At 41.4% G+C, this 21,985-nt stretch carries 14 protein-coding genes; 7 read left to right on the plus strand and 7 right to left on the minus strand.

Annotated features, from left to right (window positions below; genetic code table 11):
- A complete protein-coding gene (locus WN948_RS00910; RefSeq protein ID WP_342305089.1) occupies positions 1-2,154 on the plus strand; it encodes a Tex family protein in 2,154 nt (717 codons plus the stop codon).
- A gap of 168 nt (positions 2,155-2,322) precedes the next feature.
- On the opposite strand, the gene WN948_RS00915 is transcribed toward WN948_RS00910, so the two are convergent.
- From WN948_RS00915 to WN948_RS00930, 4 genes are all read right to left on the minus strand, one after another.
- Complete coding sequence (locus tag WN948_RS00915) at positions 2,323-4,053, minus strand: thiamine pyrophosphate-binding protein (RefSeq protein WP_342305090.1); 1,731 nt, start codon at positions 4,051-4,053, stop codon at positions 2,323-2,325.
- Between the two features lie 602 nt (positions 4,054-4,655).
- A complete protein-coding gene (locus WN948_RS00920) occupies positions 4,656-6,332 on the minus strand; it encodes a hypothetical protein (RefSeq protein WP_342305091.1) in 1,677 nt (558 codons plus the stop codon).
- Positions 6,333-6,731: 399 nt separating this feature from the next.
- Complete coding sequence (locus WN948_RS00925; protein ID WP_342305092.1) at positions 6,732-6,962, minus strand: hypothetical protein; 231 nt, start codon at positions 6,960-6,962, stop codon at positions 6,732-6,734.
- Positions 6,949-7,104 carry a hypothetical protein gene (locus tag WN948_RS00930; protein ID WP_342305094.1) on the minus strand — a complete coding sequence of 52 codons (156 nt, stop codon included), beginning with the start codon at positions 7,102-7,104 and terminating at the stop codon, positions 6,949-6,951. Before WN948_RS00930 ends, WN948_RS00925 begins: the two co-directional genes overlap by 14 nt.
- 349 nt (positions 7,105-7,453) lie before the next feature.
- Here WN948_RS00930 and WN948_RS00935 point away from each other — a divergent pair, with 349 nt between their 5' ends.
- From WN948_RS00935 to WN948_RS00945, 3 genes are all read left to right on the plus strand, one after another.
- A complete protein-coding gene (locus WN948_RS00935; protein WP_342305095.1) occupies positions 7,454-8,917 on the plus strand; it encodes a hypothetical protein in 1,464 nt (487 codons plus the stop codon).
- Between the two features lie 411 nt (positions 8,918-9,328).
- Entirely contained in the window at positions 9,329-10,786 is a 1,458-nt protein-coding gene (locus tag WN948_RS00940) for a hypothetical protein (RefSeq protein ID WP_342305096.1), read from the plus strand.
- A 722-nt stretch (positions 10,787-11,508) separates the two neighbouring features.
- Positions 11,509-12,231: a DUF5714 domain-containing protein gene (locus tag WN948_RS00945; protein ID WP_342305097.1), complete on the plus strand. Its 723-nt coding sequence runs from the start codon at positions 11,509-11,511 to the stop codon at positions 12,229-12,231.
- 536 nt (positions 12,232-12,767) lie between these two features.
- Here the strand turns inward: WN948_RS00945 and rnc are convergent.
- The gene (gene rnc, locus WN948_RS00950; RefSeq protein WP_342305099.1) at positions 12,768-13,514 is read right to left on the minus strand and encodes a ribonuclease III; all 747 of its coding nucleotides are present in this window, start codon (positions 13,512-13,514) and stop codon (positions 12,768-12,770) included.
- Between the two features lie 547 nt (positions 13,515-14,061).
- Positions 14,062-14,697: a CDGSH iron-sulfur domain-containing protein gene (locus tag WN948_RS00955; RefSeq protein ID WP_342305100.1), complete on the minus strand. Its 636-nt coding sequence runs from the start codon at positions 14,695-14,697 to the stop codon at positions 14,062-14,064.
- A 766-nt stretch (positions 14,698-15,463) separates the two neighbouring features.
- On the opposite strand from WN948_RS00955, the gene katG reads away from it, so the two are divergent.
- Entirely contained in the window at positions 15,464-17,647 is a 2,184-nt protein-coding gene (gene katG / locus WN948_RS00960; protein WP_342305101.1) for a catalase/peroxidase HPI, read from the plus strand.
- 377 nt (positions 17,648-18,024) lie between these two features.
- On the opposite strand, the gene fen is transcribed toward katG, so the two are convergent.
- A complete protein-coding gene (gene fen / locus WN948_RS00965) occupies positions 18,025-19,047 on the minus strand; it encodes a flap endonuclease-1 (protein WP_342305102.1) in 1,023 nt (340 codons plus the stop codon).
- A 173-nt stretch (positions 19,048-19,220) separates the two neighbouring features.
- Here fen and WN948_RS00970 point away from each other — a divergent pair, with 173 nt between their 5' ends.
- Together WN948_RS00970 and ppsA are read left to right on the plus strand one after the other, a co-directional pair.
- On the plus strand, positions 19,221-19,451 hold the full coding sequence (locus WN948_RS00970; RefSeq protein ID WP_342306508.1) for a ferredoxin: 231 nt from the start codon (positions 19,221-19,223) through the stop codon (positions 19,449-19,451).
- Between the two features lie 47 nt (positions 19,452-19,498).
- The gene (gene ppsA, locus WN948_RS00975) at positions 19,499-21,910 is read left to right on the plus strand and encodes a phosphoenolpyruvate synthase (RefSeq protein WP_342305103.1); all 2,412 of its coding nucleotides are present in this window, start codon (positions 19,499-19,501) and stop codon (positions 21,908-21,910) included.
- The last annotated feature ends 75 nt before the right edge of the window (positions 21,911-21,985 follow it).

Consider the following 21,985-nt stretch of genomic DNA (forward strand, 5'->3'; position numbering starts at 1 on the left):
ATGAGTTCTCAATTTATTATAAGTAATATTGCAAAAGATCTTGAATTAAATGACCTTTCAATTAAATATACAATTGAACTTTTTGAAGATGGGGCAACCATCCCTTTTATTGCAAGGTACCGAAAAGAAAAAACCCATGGTCTGGATGAGACTAATATCCGCTCCATATCTGAAAAATATGAATATTACAAAGAGCTCGAAAAAAGAAAAGAAATCATTTTAAAGACAATTGAAGGCCAGGACAAACTAACCCTTGAACTTAAGCAGAAGATACTTGGCTGTACCGATAAAAACATTCTTGAGGACATGTACCTCCCTTTCAAGCCCAGAAAAATGACACGGGCTACCATTGCAAAAGAAAAGGGTCTTGAGCCGCTTGCTGATCTGATATACCTTCAGCAAAATATAAAAGGAACAAAAAAATCAATCGTCTCAAAATATATTGATCCAAAAAAAGGAGTACAGACATACGAAGATGCCCTTGCCGGCGCTTTGGACATTATTGCTGAACTGATATCAAACAACGAGTTCACGCGAGGATTGGTAAGGAATATTATTCAGAAAAGGGGTTTTATATCCTCAAAAGCAAAGAAAGACTGGATTGAAAAAAAATCAAAGTTCCAGAATTATTATGAATTTTCTGAATTAATACAAAAATCACCATCTCACAGGATGCTTGCGATTCGACGTGGATCAGCAGAGGATGTGCTTACCTGGAAGATTGAAGTTGATGAAGAGCACATAATAGGTCTGATCGAGTCAGATGTTGTTAAAAGAAGTGACTTTTTATTCACCGCAGAAATCAAGGATTCAGTAAAAGATAGTTTTAAAAGACTGATATTCCCTTCCATTGAAAAAGAAGTATTTAACCTCAAAATGGAGGATGCTGAAAAAGAAGCCATAAAGGTGTTTTCAAGGAACCTCAAAAATCTGCTTCTATCACCTCCTGCCGGCGCTAGAATAATAATGGGTATAGACCCCGGTTACCGGTCAGGATGTAAGGTTGTTGTAATCGACAAAAATGGAGATTTTAAGAAATTTAATGTGATCTATCCACATGAGCCTCAAAAAAGAGAGGATGAAGCATCCAGAATTCTCCTGAATCTAATTGAGCAATATGAAATCGAGCTGATCTCAATTGGAAATGGTACTGCTTCTAAGGAAACCGATATTTTTGTAAGGGATATTATAAACAGGCATGACCTCAACATAAGATCAGTTGTGGTCAGTGAAGCGGGGGCATCGGTTTATTCTGCGTCTGAAACTGCCATTCGAGAATTTCCTGATATGGACATAACAGTCAGGGGTGCTATCAGTATTGCCAGAAGACTGCAGGATCCACTTGCGGAATTGGTTAAAATTGATCCTAAATCAATAGGTGTGGGCCAGTATCAGCATGATATTGACCAGAAAGAATTAAAGAGATTCCTTGATATGACAGTTGAATCCTGTGTTAACTATGTGGGGGTCGAGCTCAATACTGCCTCAGTTGAATTATTGTCATATGCATCAGGTATCAAAAGAGCAATTGCTGAGAATATCGTACTATACAGAACTGAACACGGCTCTTTTAAGAGCAGAAAGGAGCTTAATAAAGTGTCCAGACTGGGCCCAAGAACATTTGAACAATGTGCCGGTTTTTTGAGAATACGGGCTAGTTCTAACCCACTTGATAATTCTGCGATCCATCCTGAGACGTACCATATTGTCGAAAAAATGGCTGCCGACAGAAAAGTCAGTCTCGATCAGATAATTGGGAATGAGAAGTTAATATCATTGATAGATATTGATAAATATGTAACAAAAGATTTCGGAATTCCTACGTTGACAGATATACTGGATGAATTGAAGAAGCCGGGTATTGATCCTAGAAAAGAGTTTAAAAGCGTGGAATTTTCTTCAGAGATCAACGATCTGGAGGATTTGACAGAGGATATGATACTTGAAGGTAATGTAACCAATGTGACGAATTTCGGTGCTTTTGTCGATATAGGTGTTCATCAGGACGGACTGATCCATATTTCAAAATTGAGTGACAGCTTTGTAAAAGATCCCAATGATGTAGTTTCTGTTGGCGATACTGTAACTGTCAAGGTTTTGGACGTTGATGTTGCCTTAAAGAGAGTATCTCTTGAGATGGTGAAGGAGAAATGATTACAATGAAGGGAAAAGTAATGAGGTTAATTACGAAAATATCGGAATTTTCGAAAGATTTCGGATTTGAACCATAAGTAACAACTTCTCATGATTTTTCATTTTTACGGTTAATTGAATGATGGGGATTTCCATACTCCCCACTCACAATCGATATATGTATCGTTTTCACTCGATGTTATTACCGGATACCTCCTTAATATACGGCCCCAATATCATATCCTTATATGCTCCACCTGCCGGAACCTTTGGATACAATATCTCTTCCCTGTCCGTACAAATTTCCAGGAAGCAAGGTCCTTCTGCATTAAGGAAGGCTTCCACGCCATCTTTCAGATCACTTCTATCGGTAATCCTTTCTGCATAACTGAAACCAAATGACCTTGCAATCTCAGCAAAGTGAACATCTTTTGGTCTCTCAGTTCCTGTCCTTATCCCTTCATAAGCTACATCCTGCAGGTTCATGACCATTCCATCACTCCTGTTGTTCAGCATGAGTACCTTGATGGGTAGGTCCAGTGAAGCAACAGTATGCAGTTCTCCCAGATTCATTCTAAGACTTCCGTCACCGTCTATGGCAATGACAGTCGCATCGGGATTTGCATAGTGGACACCGATAGACGTTGGCATGGAAAAGCCCATTGTTCCAAAGGAGCCGGAGGTCATGAAGGACTTTGCCGTCTGCATTGGAAAGTGCTGGGCGGCTAGCATCTGGTGATTACCGACACCTGTGGTTATTCTTGTGTTGCTGTCAACATAGGTTGCAAGCAGTGCCATGACTTCAGCAGATTGGATGTACTGGGACTGACGGTTGTAATCCAGAGGCCAGGACCTCTTCAGGAATCTGGCACGTTCCTGCCAGTCATGGATATTCAACGTGATGTTGTGCTTTTTAGCATAGCTCAGCAGGTCCCGGATAGCTGTGGCAGCATCCCCGATAAATGAGAATTTTGGCCCTCGTTCTATCTTTATCTGGTGCATCTTCTCTGGGTTGATATCTATGTAGGCTATGTCGGTGCCTATTGCAAACCCGACCTTTTCTGCAACCCTGTCATCCCAGCGGACACCGATGGCGAAGAAGAAGTCGTTCTCCTGAATGAGCATATTAGCGGATGGTGTTCCAAACATCCCCAACATCCCGAGGTTGAGGTCTTTTCGCTCGTCAACGACACCTTTTGCCATGAGAGTATTAACTGAAGGTATTCCGAAATACTCGTTGAACTCCCTGATGGCATGACTTCCTGCTTCGCAGTTCAGGCCACCGCCAAGATATAGAAGTGGTCTTTTGGAGTTCAGGATCATCTGGAAAAACTCTTCGCATTGTTCCTCGCACAGATGCCTGTCATCGTGATAACTTTCCTCGAACCTCAGGACGTTCATGTTCTGGTATTCATGCATCTTCTGCTGTTTGTCCAGAGGAACATCTATGACAACAGGCCCGGGTTTTCCTGATCTTGCAAAGTAGTAGGCGTCTTTGATTATTGATTCGAGATCATCTTCATTTGATACCTGTATGACCTTCTTGGCAGCGTCCCCGAAGACTCCTTTAACATTGATATGCTGGAATGAGTCGGTGCCTATCTTATGCTCAGGGACCTGCCCTGCGAAAACAAGCAAGGGAATACAGTCACCAAAAGCATCAGCAACGCTTGTGAGTGTGTTAGTAATGGCAGGTCCGGATGTGACTATGGCTACACCGACCTCATTGCTTGACCTGGAATACCCTGCTGCACTGAACGCCGATGACTGCTCGTTGGAGTTGACTACGATCTCAATATCACTCTGCGCAAGCGCATGGAATACCGGAAGTATTGCCGCTCCCGTATACCCAAAGATATGTTTGACCCCAAGGTCTTCCAGACTTTTAACTAAGATCTCTGCTCCATTCATTTCTTCCATTTCAACTCTCCGTGGAAAGAACGATTCCGACACAGGATACACTAATCAGTAAATTAACCAAAAACAGCGCACTTGAGCCAGAAAAGTTCCGATTATCGTGCTCAAGCGTGTAACACTACCACTACTACAGACACATTGCGTAAAGTGCGAGTTGTGATAGGATTAAACATTATTAGATTGGAGGGTCGAGGTGATATTTAAGATTATTGGGAATGACAAAGTTTAATTTAATTTATGATTTAGTGAGTTGATTAGTATATCTCATCATTTGTTGAATTTTCCCAAGATTCAGCAAGTTGAAATAATAAATCGCGAACATCTCCTTTGTATCGATTAACTTCATATATTAATAGAGTAGTATCATGTTCAACTGGAAGATATTTAAGAAGAAGCCTAACATATTGAGCTTTAGTTGTCTCTGTTTTAAGGCAATTCAGCAATTCAAGTGCTTTATTTGTTGATACTTTGTTACTTTCTAATTGACTGATTAACTTGCGCAGAATTATTTGATCAGAAACTAAGTTAAGTAAACTTTTTGGACTAAACTATTTTATGAAAGAAAAAGAAAGTGGCCAGGGAAAATGCCATTCCTACATTTAGAATTACGATTTCCTTACTAGCACAACCAGGAAAACCATAAATAAGGATATCCAGAGTTCAAAACCCGGAAGTCCCTTTTTTTTAGCCTCTGGAATTACGGTTTCTTCCAGGGTTGGAATTACTTCAGATCCATCAGGTAATGTCATTGGAGTTGTTGGATCCTTTGAAATCAGTTCAACTTCTGCAACCTCACCTTTCTTTATAGCCTGCTCCCCATAATTTTGCAGTTGCTCTGTATTGGTGTTCATGGCAAAGAAATCAAAATTACCATCATCAAATGCTGTAATGTCAACATCATATTCATCTGTATTCGGAAGAATGAAATACCATGAATAGCCTCCTTCTCCATCTCCCATCCTCGTAACGTAAGCATTCGGGATCTCGAAGATCATTTCATCATCATCGATAGCACCCAGTTGACGGCCACTATTGTCAGTGATCAGAATATTTACCGGACATTGTCCAAAGCCTACCAATGCACCTGCATCCCCAATCAGGTCACCTGTTTCAGAAACAAATTCTCCGGCTGTAGTCCATAGGGCATAGTGAAAATCACTTGGGTCTTTGGTCGTATTGTATTCATTCCTGTATCCTTGAGAGGTATCACCTGCGATTGGTGAAAAAACATCTTCCCATACGCTGATAGACATTACTTCAGGCTTCTGGCTATACCATGGATCAAAGACCATTCCGGTCTTTTTCCAGTTAGTCCCTTTAGGATATACAACGACCGCATGGTGGGCGCTGTATGAGCCTTCTATGGGGCCAAAATCATATCCGCTCAAAAGGTGACATTCTTCAGGATTAGACTGCATTTTACTCAAAAATACCAATACATTGGATTGATATGCTCCACAGGTAAATTCTCCGTATTCATCATTTGTAATAGAATACAGGTTTGTAGCATAGCCCGGATTCATGCTGCTAAAAGGTGCCCACACATCTCCGGCTTTTAGGTCTCTGTGATAGGGACCTTCCGGTATCCGTTGTTTGTAGAGCCGGATAACTTCCTGGAAATCTGCTTTCTTGTCACAAGGGCATGTTACAACCACTTCTGCCTGGTCTACTATTTCTCCATCCATTCTGGCAAAAACAGTGCAAGTACCGATCTCTTCTGATGTGAAAACACCATTTCGATCAATTGTTCCTATAATTACATTGCTTCTGAACTCACTAAGTGATTTGGATTGTCCAACAATCCATTTTACATCACTGTGATCTATCTCTGAATAAATACCACCTCTTTCTTTTTTCAAAGTGAAATCGATAGTTTTACCGCATTCGATCTCTTGATAAGTAGGAGTAATGAAAAAGTCATCTGTTTCATCTGCTTCAGCCATTATAAAAAAATTCAAATATCTAAGATCTCGAGATTGTTTACTCGACACTTGTACAGCATGAAAACTACTTGTTTTATATGTAAGCTGATCAGAATCTGAGTTTACAAGATAGGACAACATGAATTCGTTAGTTGAATTATGTATTCTCTTTATAGGAAAGCCACGTTTGAGGAGCGACCATCCTTTGGTATCCACTCCTTCAACTTCAATTATAGTACGAACCCCTGCCTGCTTGTTTTCCGGAGTAATATCAACTAAAAATGTGACATAATCACCCCTTCCTTCAACATGGTACGCAGGGTCGCATCCTACTATATCCCCATTGGGAAAGGTGAACATGAAGGTATATTCTCCAGAAGGGTCCTGAAATTCATAAGTTGGAGCTGCCGATGCGACAATGATCGCCGAAGTAAAAAGCGTTATAGAAAGAATCAGAATAATCAGCAATCTATCTTTTTTAAAATTTGTATTGTTTAAGCACATACTTACCTCTGTATAAAGAAACAGAATTATCTATGCAGCCTGTACTAATCAAAACAAATGTGGTACATACAATTACTAGAATAATCTTAATTTTAAGCATAGAATGCCTATCAAAGTAATGATATATATATTCTGTTAAAAATTTAACGTAAAGATAATCTATACACACTACAAATATGAGGCTCTGGATGCCCGGTTTGCTTCCATAAATATCAGATAAATCGTGATTATTGTCTGTTTCATAGCCAGTAATCCTTATTTAGTTTGGAAAAACAAGAAACTGACGCATTCAGTCATCCATTTCCCCACCTCCCTCGTCCTACAAAACAGCACATTTTCCCCGTTCCACATATCGATCTCCGGCAACACATCATCAAAACATTCGATGTTCTCAAAACCTTCCGGCTCCAGCATCTGCTTCAGATCATCAAACACAAAGAAATGAGTCCAGAAGCGATAGACATCAAAATTGTCAGAATTGTCCATCACGATATGCTGTTACAGTATCACCTTCTCGTTCGGATACAGGAAAGAATCTGAGAGTATCAGGTATGGGCTGTCCTTCCAGAAGCCGCTCTTTTCCATCTCCCATGACCTTTCTGAGACTTTCAGTATTAAAAAAGTTCAAACTTTGGCTCTATAGAAATCCTCAGTATTCAGGTGAGAAGAAAAGCTAATGGGTTTCTAAGTGCTATTTTACATTAAATGAGGATGAGAAAACGCTTACTATAGGGGCTCCTGTAATAAAAAAAAGGGGTGAGGGGTTCGGGTGAGAGGGGAAAATCCTATTGAGAGGATTTCAATGTCGTTTTTTGTTCAAATAAGGATTTCTACAGAACCATAAAATCGGTATTTCTTATGCTGCTACCAAATTACATGTAATCCATTTACCAGAATAAAATCAAAAAGTTAATAAATAAATAGTGTAACATAAAATGGACAATTAATTACCAAATAAAATGGTTGGATGGTAAAAAATGAAATCAAAAATAGTAGTAGCATTGCTCTTGATAGGCATAATTGCACTTTCGGGATGTACAGACATAAGTGACTCATATAAGCCTGGAAGCTTCGGAGCAACCGAAGAAGAGCAGCAGATCGTAGAGGCAGTAACGGATAAATATGGCGATATGACAGCCACAGGCGAACCACGACTTCTTGAAGTGATGATGACATCAGCAACACAAAATTTCATACCAGTCGATAAAGTACTGAAATATTCAAAGGATTCAGAAGAATTGTACGCATGGTTCATCTATGATAACTTTGAGAACGACATAATAAGTGTAGAATGGATATACCTTGACACTGATTTCTCGATATATACCTTCGAATCAGAAACTGGCGAAGACTTTGGACGCGGAACATTCATTCTTGAAAAGCCTGATGAAGGCTGGCCACTTGGAGATTACAAAGTAATAATAAGCGGAGCAGGAGTCGAAGAATCCGTAGAATTTGAAATAATAGACGGAGCAACTGTTTCAACACCTCTGGAACTAGCCGGTGCAACAATCAACAGCCAAAAAGCAGAATTTGAAAACGCAGACTCAACAGATGAACTACCAACTCCACAAAGCGGATTCACAGCAGAAAGCACATCATCCAGCTTCGTAGGAGAATGGACTTCAAACTGGGGCGATATGATATTCACACAATCAGGTGACAAGATAATTGGTGAATACACACACGACGAGGGAAGACTTGAAGGTGTTGTAAACGGCGATGTATTCATAGGAACCTGGTCCGAAAGCCCTTCATACGCAGAACCAAACGATGCAGGTGACGCAGAACTTAAACTAAGCAGTGATGGAAATTCATTCCAAGGAAACTGGAGATATGGCTCTGATAGTGCAGGATGGAGCGGTGGCTGGACAGGAACCAGAATGGAGCAGTCAACAACTGCAACCACGACATCACCATCATCAGACACAGTACCTGGCTGGTATCTCACAACAGTTGAAGACTACGGTGACAAGGTAGTAAGCACACATGACTACTACAGCTACGATGTAGATTACGAAAGAGCGAATGTCTGGACCAGTGACATCGGAGACAAAGGCGAAACTGCACAGGTAAGAACGATCTCTGAAGAACCAAATGACTTCTACGCCGCCGAAGAAGAGATTTCAATCAAAGTAAGAAAGGAAGCCACCTTCATGGAAACTGGCGGACTTGGACTTGGTGATACAAGCGCCATTGACATAGATATGGCAGATATGGCAATTGACAGAGGTTCCTCAAGCCACTATTATCTGGAAGATGAAACATATGGAGCTTACTTCAAGATGGACTGGCAGGATGCAACAGGCACCATCAAAGAAGGAACATTCAAAGCAAATGCACCGAGAGAAAACGCATTTAGTGGTTCGTTCAGAATACTTTACTACTATAGTAATGGAGCATCCTACAGAACAAACTACATATACGAATGGAGAGAGTGATTCTCTTCCATTTCTCTTTTTTTATTTTGAATTGCATAATCGAGTGAGCAAATCAATCTTTTGATTATTTCCTTGATTTCAGGAAAACAACGTTTATTATAGTATTACTCTCCTGTATCATGTCATTTCCATAAATCACTTATTCAGTTTTTACTCTGCAGATTTTTGCTCAAAACATGAAAAGCAATTATTCCAGACTGTAATTGCTTGCTAAGCAAATGTTTCATAATTACAGATTTTATGGTGTCAATAAACTGCACGTAATCCATTGAAAATATTGGATCAACTACATGTTTTTTAAATCAGACCAGGATGTTCGTTATATGCATAAAAAATAGGTCAATTAATAAAGAAAGAAAGTAAAACCAAATTGCATAATAAATTAACAAATAAAAGGTTGAATGGTACAAAATGAAATCAAATTTAGTAGTAGTACTGATCCTGATAAGTATAATAGCGCTTTCGGGATGTACAGATATAAGTGACTCATATAAGCCTGGAAGCTTCGGAGCAACCGAAGAAGAGCAGCAGATCGTAGAGGCAGTAACGGATAAATATGGCGATATGACAGCCACAGGCGAACCACGACTTCTTGAAGTGATGATGACATCATCAACACAAAACTTCATACCAGTCGATAAAGTACTGAAATACTCAAAGGATTCAGAAGAATTATATGCATGGTTCATTTACGACAACTTTGAGAACGACATAATAAGTGTAGAATGGATCTACCTTGACAATGATTACTCGATCTACACATTCGAATCAGAAACCGGAGAAGATTTCGGACGCGGAACTTTCATACTCGAAAAACCAGATGACGGTTGGCCACTTGGAGACTACAAAGTAATAATAAGCGGAGCCGGAGTGGAAGAATCAGTAGAATTCGAGATAATAGACGGAGCAACTGTTTCAATACCACTTGATTTGCTGGACGGTACAACAATAGACAGCCAGCAGGCAGAATTTGGAAACACAGAAACAACTGAAGCACTACCAACTCCAAAAAGTGGATTCGAAGTGAAAAGCGCATCAAGTAGCTTCATTGGAGAATGGACTACAAGTTGGGGCGATATTATGACAGTCACACAATCAGGAGATAAGATAATAGGTGAATACCCAGACGATGAAGGGAAAATTGAAGGTGTTGTAAGTGGCGATACGTTCATAGGAACCTGGTCCGAAAGTCCTTCATACGCAGAACCAAATGATGCAGGTGACGTAGAACTTAAACTTAGCAAAGACGGCAATTCCTGGACAGGACAATGGAGATATGGATCTGAGGGTACAGCATGGGATGGCGTCTGGACAGGAACCAAGATAAAACAATCATCAACTACAAGCTCATCAGACATAGTGCCTGGCTGGTACCTCGTAGAAGTTGAAGACTACAACGAGGTAGAAGAGGCATATAACGACTACTACACATACGATCTCGAATACGAAAGAGGTAATGTCCTAACCAGTGACAAAGGAGAAGACGGCGAAACATTACGGGTAAGAACGGTCAGTGAAGAACCGAAAGAATTCTATTTTGCTGAAGAAGAGATCGCTATCAAAGTAAGAAAAGAAGGCGTAGTGATAGCAACTGGTAACATCGGAATGTCTGACACAAGCAGTATTAACATAGACAGGGCACGTATTGAACCAGGTGCAGCCACATCAGGCCAGTATTCCCTGGAAGATGAAATATATGGAACTTCCTTTAGGATGGGATGGAAAGATTCAAGTGGCGGTGTCAAAGAGGGCATTTTCAAAGCAAATGTACCGGGAGCTGGAGGATTTAGTGGGTCATTTGGAATAATTTACACATACTACAATGGCGGAATATACGGAACAAAATACATCTATGAATGGAGAGAGTAAATCTCTTCCATTTCTCTTTTTTTGTATCATTACATCATTTACTGAGAAAATCATTTTTTGATGCTTTTCTATACTTTAACGGAATCAGCATATCACTCTAGCATTTTTCGCATGCAATTGCATTATCGAAGCACCTCGCATAGACATATAATTTGCTTCTCCACTGCTATCAACTGTGAGTAACCATTACTAAAGAACAAGTATCAATAAAAATGAGAGTTGATTCACCTGAAAAGGATTGCTCTTGTAAATTCGTGTGGAAATATATCCATTGGATTCATAACTGTGCTATTCCCCAGACAACTGGCTAGCTCCATAGTGATACAACTCACGCTCAATGATCTTTTAAGAGTAGTATCAAAAATCGGATACTGAGAGAGAATCTTCATTACCCGATAACTATATATTTTCTAATATACTAATGCAGTGTATAACATACTATACCAGCTGTGATGATTGTTTTCGAATTCTTACTTTGTGATTTACAATTTCAGCAAAAGCTTGCGTTGCAGTCCAACCGTACTTTTGATACCACTTTCACAATTGAGGAAAAATGACGTTCAAGCGATATATATTCGCAAGTTATGTTGCAAAAAACAAATATATATTTTATGTAGGTGATCAAATTGGACATTACACACAAAAATAAAATAAATTGCTCTACATGTGAAATAAAAATCCTTCCAGATTCCCAGTTATCTATGCTAAAAACAGATAAAAAAATGAACTGTCTGGTATGTGAAGCTGAAGTTGAATATCTAAGCCAGACAATTAACTGTACATGTCATTATTGTGGAATTGAAGAGGAGTCTTACATTCAGTGCAAGAACGGTCATTACATCTGCAATGAATGCCACAGCCAGAACGCATTGAAGGTCATTGAAAATGCCTGTCTAAAAACTGAAGTGACAGATCCTCTGGAAATTGCAGAGAAACTGATGGAGCATCCTTCTTTTCACATGCATGGACCAGAACACCATGCTCTGGTACCTGGAGTGCTAATAGCTGCTTATCAAAATTATATTGGTGAAAGAAATGAAAAAGCGATCCTTGAAGTCATCAAACGTGGACAAAAGATACCAGGAGGTTACTGTGGCCTTTACGGAGCATGCGGAGCAGGAATCGGTGTTGGAGTCGCAGTTAGCGTTCTGCTTGAAGCAACTTCCCTGACTCCTGATGAACGTTCACATGCCATTGGATCTACGTCCAGAGCCTTGAAGCTGATTGCAGATGCAAGTGGAGCCAGGTGCTGCAAAAAATCAACCCGTATCTCTCTGGAAGAAGGAATGCTTTATCTTTCTGAGCTATTTGACCTTGAATGGCATAAAGATACTAATAAATCCGTAAAATGTGGGCACAGCATGCATAACAAAGAATGTGATGACAACTGTAAGTATAAGGATGAAAAGAATAAGGCTAATTTTGTGAATTTTCAAAATGTGTAGACTTTTCAATAATCAAAAAACTGGGTACGAAAAAGCAGACTTCCATATTAAGTTTAATTACACCAAGTGCAACAAGGAATGTGACAGGACTTGCAGGCATAGGAGTGATACCTGACTTCTATTCAAGAAATCCATTTTACTTTTTTATTGTGATTCTTTACTTACTTTGGTTCAAATTATAGCTGTAGCAAAGCCATGTTGAGATATAGGGAACTCTGATTTTTTGTACACAAGCCCTTTCAAAAAAAAAACATATAGTCAGAATATTGATGTAAATCAAAAAAAAGAATGTGATTATTGTCATCACATTCAAAGTTGAAAATTAGTAACTATTCAGCCTGATAAAAACACTATCAATAGCAATCTTGACAAAAAGTTGAGACCTACATTTTATTAGGATCATTAATTTTGATTGTTGTCATTGATTGCTTTTTTGATTCTTAGGTTGTTAGTGAGCAAACATCTCCGTTTTGATTAAATCAGTATCAATAGGCTAATTGTGGTAGGCTGAATAGTTACGAAAATTATAAAACTGATTATCCCATGTATTCTGTGTTTACTAAAGTTTGAAGGTATTTTTCAGCTGCATCAGCTTCCGCCTTCTTTATACCAAATCCTTCTCCAGTAGATACAGTAATACCACTTATGTCTAACTCAACGGTAAATTTCTTATTGTGATCCGGGCCTTCTTCCTTGACTACGAAATACTCATGTGCATCTAGTGACTGATCACAAATCTCTTTCACTGTTCCTTTTGGATTATCAATTTTTTTCATCTTTTCAATGTCTTTTAAAACATTAACTAAGTCATAAAGAATGTATTTTATAATAAATTCTTTTGCTTTTTTGTATCCTTGATCTTGGTCAATTGCACCAATTAACGCTTCCACAGCATTTTCATTTCTTGCTTTACGGCCTAGTTCATTGATGGCTTCCCCATTGCCTACTACCAAAATTTCATTCAATTCAATTTCTTCGGCAACCTTAGCTAATTTGTTTCCTTCAACATAATGTTTTTTTATGTCAGTAAGATTCCCTTCTCTTCCGGGATAATTCACATACAATTCTTCTGCTATTGCATGTCCTAAAGTAGAATCACCCAAAAATTCCAATCTTTCATTATGACCATCAATGAGTCCATATCGTTCTTTAAAATAGGGATTTTCATTTAAAAAGGATTTATGCATAAGTGCTTCTATTAAAAGACTCTGATTATTGAAATTAATGCCAATCCTTTTTTGAAAAATCTCCAAACTTACAGCTAATCTAGTATTTACGTTCATATTGCTTATCTCCTTTATTTGTTGTTTCTTTTGGTTTATATACAAAAACACAAGGAAATAGCAATAATAAAAATGAGGTATTAAAGCATCCGTTTTAGCAAATTAACCTCGAGAATCAATTTGCTAAAAGCATGCTTTAACATCTTACATTTATAACTGTTAGAGTTCCTTTCGCTTTCTATCGCTAATAAAGAACCATTGTACAAAAATCTTTTGGTTAAATAGACAAATTATGAAAATCACTTTATGACAAAATATTCAGCATCCCCCTCACATTCTTGCTCTTAAAATTTAACTTCCCTTCCTTTGCTTTTTTCTTCAAATAAATCAAAGTACTCCTATGCTTAATTCCTATTTGGCGTGCTTTCTCATGGGTTAGATTCAGGATGAAATCATAGACCGCTTTTTCATTGACAAACTCCTGAGCCTTCTTCACATCAAGCTGCTGCTCATCAATATTGTTAGCTTCCTTCTCAATATAAATAACAAAATCAGCCTTAACATGCTTTTTTCAAACATCCCAATATCCTAAAAAGAGAAAGTGGATTTAATTCTTATCATCCTTGAATTTAGCATTGGTGTGACTGCCGTCACAGAATGGTTTGTTTTTAGAGGCTCCACATCTGCAAAGAGAATAGTGGTCCTGTGTCTCGGGTATTGAACCATCGGGGTCATCAAGTTCTATCCCTGTAACATTGTAAGGTCCATCCTTTAGAACAAAGATTTCCGGTTCATGTGGATATTCTTTATGCATCTCCCCATTAATAGTATAACTCAATGCACCAGAAGGACATGTCTTGATGAGTTTTGCAATCTCTTCCGGGCTTACAGCATCCGGATATGCCCAGTGTTTTTCACCCTTTTTGAAAACAGAAGGCAGAGTGCGAACACAGTGACCTACATGGCAACACACATCTTTGTTACGGTGGATGCTAATGTTTTTTCCGACGTAAGTTTCAACTTTGTTGACAACACGGTCTTTTTCATTTTCCCCGGAAAAACCGTTCTTTGCATGTGTTCCATCACAGAATGGCATCTTTGCCGAGCCTCCACATCTGCAAAGTGTCATAACGGGTTTTGTCTCGATAAAAACACTCTTTGAATTCCTGAATAATTTAAGATCTTTGACAATATATGGTCCATTCTTTGATACTTTTATTGAAGGCTTGACTTCTTTATCCACTGAAACACCTCTGTAAAATTAAATCTGTGTGCATTAGATTTCTAGTTTTTGCAGGGAATAATTTTGTAACAAGATCAAACAAAATAATCTGGAAAAGGTATTCGGTCATTTTTACGATCTAAAAAAAGATGGTACATTCCATAAAAATATCGTAACTATTCAGCCTGGCACGATTTGCCTATTGGTACTGATTTCATCGAAATAGAGATGTCTGCTCACTAACAATCTAACAATCAAAAAAGCAATCAATAGCAACAATCAAAATAAATGATCCTAATGAAATTTACGTTTCAACTTTTTGTCAAGATTGTTATTGATAGCGTTTTTATCAGGCTGAATAGTTACAAAATATCAACAAAAACTCAAGATATCCTATTCATAAGAACCTTTTTATAGAGAAAAATTTAATCTTTTAATGGGTTAAAAGTGGGATAATTAAGAATTGAGCTTAGCTAGCTCTTTGCTTTTTGTTTCTTCTATATAATAATCAACAAATGAAGAAATAAAATTAAATGAGTGAAAAGAAATTTTTCCTTAACTACTGCATTTGGAATACCGGTCGTTGATGATTAAAATAACCTAGCAGCTGGCTCCAGATCTTACGCTCAAAAAATAGTGCAACGTTTTTCTAGCGATTTCTCAAGTCTCCCATTGTCATCAAAATCAATCGATAAGTTCGCTAACGTTAATTAGAGAGATGAACACCGAAGCACGATATTCACAGCAGCAAGGTGCATAAATTCAAACAAAGAAAGGAGAGAATATTATGGATGAAGATAGCAAGAAACCGGCAATGGGATTCACTGCCCAAGCTGGCACGTCGATTAAGGACTGGTGGCCAAACCAGTTAAACCTCAAGATTCTCCATCAGCACTCGAATTTGAGCAATCCGATGGGTGAGACGTTTAACTATGCAGAGGAATTCAAGAAACTCGACCTGCAGGCTGTTAAGAATGACCTCTATGCCCTGATGACCGACTCCAAGGATTGGTGGCCGGCCGATTGGGGGCACTATGGTGGCCTTCTCATCAGGATGGCGTGGCACAGCGCAGGCACCTACCGTATGGGTGACGGCCGAGGGGGAGGAGGTTCTGGAAACCAACGTTTTGCACCCCTAAACAGTTGGCCTGACAACGTGAACCTCGACAAGGCACGCCGGCTGCTCTGGCCGATCAAACAGAAATATGGAAAGCAACTCTCCTGGGCAGATCTCATGATTCTAGCCGGCAACTGTGCCCTCGAATCAATGGGATTCAAGACCTTTGGTTTCGCTGGTGGACGCGAGGACATCTGGGAACCTGAGGAGGACGTTTACTGGGGTGCTGAAGAGGAATGGCTGGCGACGAGCGATAAACCCAAGAGTCGCTACAGCGGAGATAGGGATCTGGAAAATCCCCTGGCAGCCGTGCAGATGGGCTTGATATACGTGAACCCCGAAGGCCCGGACGGCAACCCGGATCCGGTCGCATCTGGCAGGGATGTCCGCGAGACCTTCGCACGCATGGCCATGAATGACGAAGAGACCGTCGCGCTCGTCGCCGGCGGACACACCTTCGGCAAGTGTCATGGTGCAGGAGATGCTGCACACGTTGGTCCGGAACCCGAAGCTGCAGGCTTAGAAGAGCAAGGCCTCGGCTGGAAGAGCAGCTTCGGCATCGGCAAGGGCGGCGATACAATCAGCAGCGGTATCGAGGGCGCCTGGAAGCCAAACCCAACCACATGGGACATGGGCTATCTGAAAGTACTGTTCAAATATGAGTATGAATTGCTCAAAAGTCCGGCTGGTGCGAACCAATGGCTAGCCAAGGACGTTGAAGAAGAGGACATGATCGTTGACGCACACGACCCATCGAAGAAGCGTAGACCAATGATGACCACAGCGGACCTCTCTCTGAAGTTCGACCCGATCTACGAGCCGATTGCACGGCGCTACATGGAGAAAACCGAGGAATTTACAGATGCTTTCGCCCGCGCATGGTTCAAGCTGACCCACCGTGACATGGGCCCACGCTCTCGCTATCTCGGTGTGGAAGTCCCGGCAGAAGAACTTATCTGGCAGGATCCGGTACCAAAAGTCGATCACGAGTTGATTGACGAAAAGGATATCGCAGATCTCAAGGCCAAGATTCTTGCTGCGGGTCTGTCCATCCCGGAACTTGTATCGACTGCCTGGTGCTCAGCTTCGACATTCCGCGGCTCTGATAAGCGTGGTGGTGCGAATGGAGCGCGTATACGTCTCGCACCGCAGAAGGATTGGGAAGTAAACCAGCCAGCCCAACTGAAGAAGGTACTGGAGACCCTTGGGGGAATCCAAGGGGATTTCAACAATGCTCAATCCGGTGGGAAGAAGGTGTCACTCGCTGATTTGATAGTGTTGGGAGGATGTGCTGCTGTAGAGAAGGCTGCCGGTAAAAATGTGACCGTTCCTTTCTCGCCGGGACGCACCGATGCATCCCAGGAGCAAACCGACGTAGATGCTTTCGCCGTACTCGAACCAAAAGCCGATGGGTTCCTCAACTACCAGAAAGCCAAATACAGCGTATCGGCAGAAGAGCTGCTGGTCGATCGGGCTCAACTGCTGACACTGACCGCTCCCGAGATGACGGTTCTCATTGCCGGCATGCGTGTCTTGAATGCCAACTACAAACAGACGCAGCACGGTGTTTTCACCAAGCGACCGGAAACGCTCACCAATGACTTTTTCGTGAATCTGCTCGACATGAGCACGAAGTGGAAGGCAAGCTCAGACGATGTGTTCGAGGGGCATGATTACGCAACAGGCAACCTTAAATGGACTGCTAGCCGTGTCGACCTCGTCTTCGGTTCGAACTCCCAGCTCCGGGCCTTGGCGGAAGTCTACGGATATGAGGACTCTCTGGAGAAGTTTCAGAACGACTTTGTAGCGGTATGGAACAAGGTAATGAACCTTGACCGCTTCGATCTCGCCTGATTGTAGCATCAACGTCTTCGAGGGCTTCTAATGCATATTTAGAACGCGCAAGGAGGCTATTAGCAACATATGAGTGCGGTGTTTCAATACAATATGAAACGCTGTCCTCTCTTTAGACCCTTACAATTTTCGGGTCACAGAATCAGAGCCAAAAACACATTACAAATGCCAACAGTGTCTCTAATGTGTGTTTGTTTAAATGCTGCATAAACGTGCTCATTTTTGGTAAGGATAAAATAGGGGTTTAAAAAACAGTTCCCACAAATACATAGTTGAATTTGTGGAATGGACAAAACATTTAAACTTCAGTTGCCAGTCCACCTTTCGATGTCACTATTGCCAAATAGCATCTATTATACACTTTTTTATATTTGTCCTCACCAATCCCCAAGACAGGACTGGCACTCATCATTAGCTCTGTTCTCTAGGATCTCAGTATTCTTGAGCACCTGCTTTTCCGAAAAGTCTCTTTCAACAAGATAATCACACAAGGCCTCCGACTTCGGCGTCTTCCAACTAAGATTATAATCAATGGTTACGGGTGGATTCAGGAAGAATTCCCTAATCTCTTCTACTGAAGTACATGCCCTGATATCCTTGTTCTCTTCCCTGATTATGGTATCAATGTCCTCATGTTTGCGTATGAGTTTAAGAGCCGTCTTGGCACCCACACGATGGATACCCTCATTGAAATCCGTGCCAATGCAGATGGCAAGATCAATAAGCTGTTCACGGGTTATGTCTAACTGCTCAAGGGAGCCTGTCAGGGAAATATGCTCCGGGGTCTTTACAACGTACTCTTTCTTACCAGGGACCTTTCTTTTTCCACTGCTTCCCAGATTGCGAACGACATCTTCGGCTCCGAAAAGGAAAACATCGTAGTCCTGTGAGCCTACAAGATCGGCATCCCCTTGGGAAACCATGAATGCAGCCTGTGCTTCTGCTTCGGATTCTGCCTGAATATGAGGAATACCCATAAGGTCGAGGAGTTTTTTGCATTCATCGAGTACCTGCGGGGTTATTCGGGAAGTTCCCTGTGCAAATTTCTTCATGTCCTCAACGTTACCTTCGTCCTTGGCAATCTCATATTTACGGGCTGCATTCTCTTTGCATTCCTTACGTTTTTCCAGTGTTTCCCTCTTCATCTCCGGTGGTTTCCCGTCAAAAATAAAAACCGGTTTGATGTTTGCATCCCTCAGTTTGCTGGTCCTTGAGAACAAGCCGGTGAGATGGGATGTGGGATTTCCATTGGAATCTGTGAGTAGTGAACCATCACGCTGGCGAATAGCACTCAGGAACTGGTAAATGGTATTGTATGCATCGATCGCAATCACTTTGCCACTGAGTTCTTCGTAAGTGATAGGGTTCTTTGTGAGTAATGCTCCTATTTGTGTGCCCATGATAACCTTCCTTTTTTAGTATCCTTTTTATCCGTTGGTATTTTGTTTTCAATGGTCATTCTGGTTTATAGTGGTATGCCAAAAGGCATGATAATTGGCTTTTACTTTCAAGACTAATGTCTTATGTACTATGGAACTCAAATAATTATTATTAGTTTAAGGGGGAGTCAAATATAGCAAATAAAGATAGCAAAATGCCGGAGAATGTTCCAGGCCCATATTATGTTGATGAAAATTGCATAGCATGCCAGATATGTGCGGATGAGGCTCCGAATCACTTTAAAATGGCCGATAATAATTCGGGTGCCTACGTTTTCAAACAGCCGGAAAATGATGAGGAAAAAAAAGATTGTGAAAGGGCACTGAGTATTTGCCCGGTTGATGCAATAGGAAATGATGGCTAAAAATCTCGAATTGCACGATTAAATTGAATAACAAATGGAGTGGGGCCATGACATTAAACAGCAAGTATACCCGATGGTTTGAAGAAATAACTATAGATGACGTGCCTTCAGTCGGAGGCAAGAATGCATCCCTTGGAGAGATGTACAGGGAACTGACAGATAAGGAGATTAAAATTCCCAATGGTTTTGCGATAACTGCAGATGCCTACTGGCATGTCCTCGAGTCAGCAGGAGTGCTTGAAGAACTCAAGGCAACACTTGAGGGACTGGATATTGATGATATCACTGACCTTTCACAAAGAGGAAAGAAAGCCAGGAATATCGTGCTTGATGCAGGTATCCCCGATGACCTATGGGAAGAAATAAAGGATGCTTATGACAAACTCTGCGAGCAGTATGGAGAGGATACGGATGTGGCGGTTCGCAGTTCTGCAACAGCAGAGGACCTTCCAAATGCCTCCTTTGCAGGGCAGCAGGAAACGTATCTGAACGTGCATGGTTATCATTCTCTGAAAGATGCTTGTAACAGATGCTTTGCATCACTTTTTACTGACAGGGCAATCTCATATAGAGTGAACAACGGATTCGACCACTTCACAGTTGGCCTTTCCATAGGTGTAATGAAGATGGTACGCTCGGACCTCGCATCCAGCGGAGTGATATTCACCATCGATACAGAATCGGGTTTTGAGAATGTGGTATTCATAACCGGAGCCTACGGTCTTGGAGAGAATGTAGTACAGGGACTTGTCAATCCTGATGAGTTCTACGTTTTCAAACCTACACTGAAAGAAGGTTACAGGCCTATTATCAAGAGGAAGCGAGGGAGCAAAGATATCAAGATGATATACGGACGTGGTGATTCACGCGTGCTGACCCGTAACGTGGATGTGCCTGAAGCAGACAGGAAACGGTATTGTATCACAGATGATGAAGTGCTCCAACTGGCAAAATTCGCAATGACCATTGAGGACCACTATTCTAAAAAGAGAGGCAAGCATGTACCAATGGATGTGGAATGGGCCAAGGATGGCGAAACCGGAGAGCTGTTCATAGTACAGGCAAGGCCGGAGACGGTGCAGTCCCTAAAAAGGAAGGATGTGCTTGAGACCTATTACCTGGATAAGAGTTCGGATGTTATCGTAACCGGTAGAAGTGTCGGGTCAAAAATAGCCTCTGGCAAGGTCCATGTTATCTCGGATGTCGCACTACTTCCAGATTTCAAGGCAGGGGAGATACTTGTGGCCGATACCACTACTCCGGACTGGGAGCCTGTAATGAAGCAGGCAGCAGCCATCATAACCAATAAAGGCGGAAGGACTTGTCATGCAGCTATTGTGAGCCGTGAACTCGGCATCCCAGCTGTTGTAGGAGCAGAGGATGCCACGGAAAAACTGAGAGATGGCATGGATGTCACGGTGAATTGTGCAGAAGGGGATGCAGGCAACGTGCATGAAGGCATACTTCCATTCCACATCGAGACTGTTGACCTCAAGGAACTGGAGAAGACAAATACCGAGATCATGATGAACCTGGGCAATCCCGAGGAGGCCTTTGCGATGTCCATGATACCAAATGACGGTATAGGACTTGCAAGATTGGAATTTATCATTAACAGCTATATCAAAGTACACCCCATGGCGCTTATTCACCCTGAGAAGGTGAAAGATCCGGAAGTACTGGAAGAGATCGACAAACTCACAGGCCGGTACGAGAATAAAGCAGACTTTTTCGTGGAGAAACTCGCACAGGGTGTTGCAACCATTACAGCCGCATTCCACCCGAAGCCCGTGGTGGTGCGTATGAGCGATTTCAAATCCAACGAATATGCAAGCCTTGTAGGCGGAGAGTACTTTGAAATTGAAGAGAGCAACCCAATGCTGGGTTTCAGAGGAGCATCCCGTTACTATGATGAGCGTTACAGGGAAGGCTTCGCTCTTGAGTGTAAAGCCATGAAAAAAGTGAGAGATGAAATGGGCCTGACCAATCTCATACTTATGATCCCATTCTGCCGTCGCATTGAAGAAGCCAAAAAGGTCATTGAGGAAATGAAGAAGAATGAACTTGTAAGAGGAGAAAACGGACTTAAGGTCTACATGATGACCGAAATTCCCAGCAATGTCCTGTTGATAGACGAGTTCAGCAAGCACTTCGATGGCTTCTCCATCGGCTCCAACGACCTGACACAACTAACTCTCGGCGTGGACAGGGATTCCGAGATACTTGCAACTTCCTTTGACGAACGCGACGAAGCCGTGAAGAGAATGGTCTCAATGGCAATCCAGGGAGCTAAAAGAAACAACAAACACAGCGGCCTCTGCGGCCAGGCCCCCAGCGATTTCCCCGAGTTCGCAGAGTTTCTGGTGAAGGAGGGAATTGATTCAATATCATTGAACCCTGATTCAGTGATGAAGATCGCACTGAAGGTGTTGCAGGTGGAGAAGAGGATGGGGAGGTGAAAGGAGGGTTTAATATTTTGTAACTATTCAGCCTGACTGTTTTAATGATGCAAAAAACAATATACTATGGCTTCA

The organism is Methanolobus sp. ZRKC5, from assembly GCF_038446525.1.
GTDB lineage: Archaea > Halobacteriota > Methanosarcinia > Methanosarcinales > Methanosarcinaceae > Methanolobus.

Coding starts and splice junctions, on each gene's coding strand:
- WN948_RS00940 (WP_342305096.1), top strand. CDS start 9,329: ATGAAATCAAATTTAGTAGTAGTACTGATCCTGATAAGTATAATAGCG.
- WN948_RS00920 (WP_342305091.1), bottom strand. CDS start 6,332: ATGTTCACCTTTCCCAATGGGGATATAGTAGGATGCGACCCTGCGTAC.
- WN948_RS00925 (WP_342305092.1), bottom strand. CDS start 6,962: ATGGACAATTCTGACAATTTTGATGTCTATCGCTTCTGGACTCATTTC.
- fen (WP_342305102.1), bottom strand. CDS start 19,047: ATGGGCACACAAATAGGAGCATTACTCACAAAGAACCCTATCACTTAC.
- WN948_RS00935 (WP_342305095.1), top strand. CDS start 7,454: ATGAAATCAAAAATAGTAGTAGCATTGCTCTTGATAGGCATAATTGCA.
- rnc (WP_342305099.1), bottom strand. CDS start 13,514: ATGAACGTAAATACTAGATTAGCTGTAAGTTTGGAGATTTTTCAAAAA.
- WN948_RS00910 (WP_342305089.1), top strand. CDS start 1: ATGAGTTCTCAATTTATTATAAGTAATATTGCAAAAGATCTTGAATTA.
- WN948_RS00915 (WP_342305090.1), bottom strand. CDS start 4,053: ATGGAAGAAATGAATGGAGCAGAGATCTTAGTTAAAAGTCTGGAAGAC.
- WN948_RS00945 (WP_342305097.1), top strand. CDS start 11,509: ATGAACTGTCTGGTATGTGAAGCTGAAGTTGAATATCTAAGCCAGACA.
- ppsA (WP_342305103.1), top strand. CDS start 19,499: ATGACATTAAACAGCAAGTATACCCGATGGTTTGAAGAAATAACTATA.
- katG (WP_342305101.1), top strand. CDS start 15,464: ATGGATGAAGATAGCAAGAAACCGGCAATGGGATTCACTGCCCAAGCT.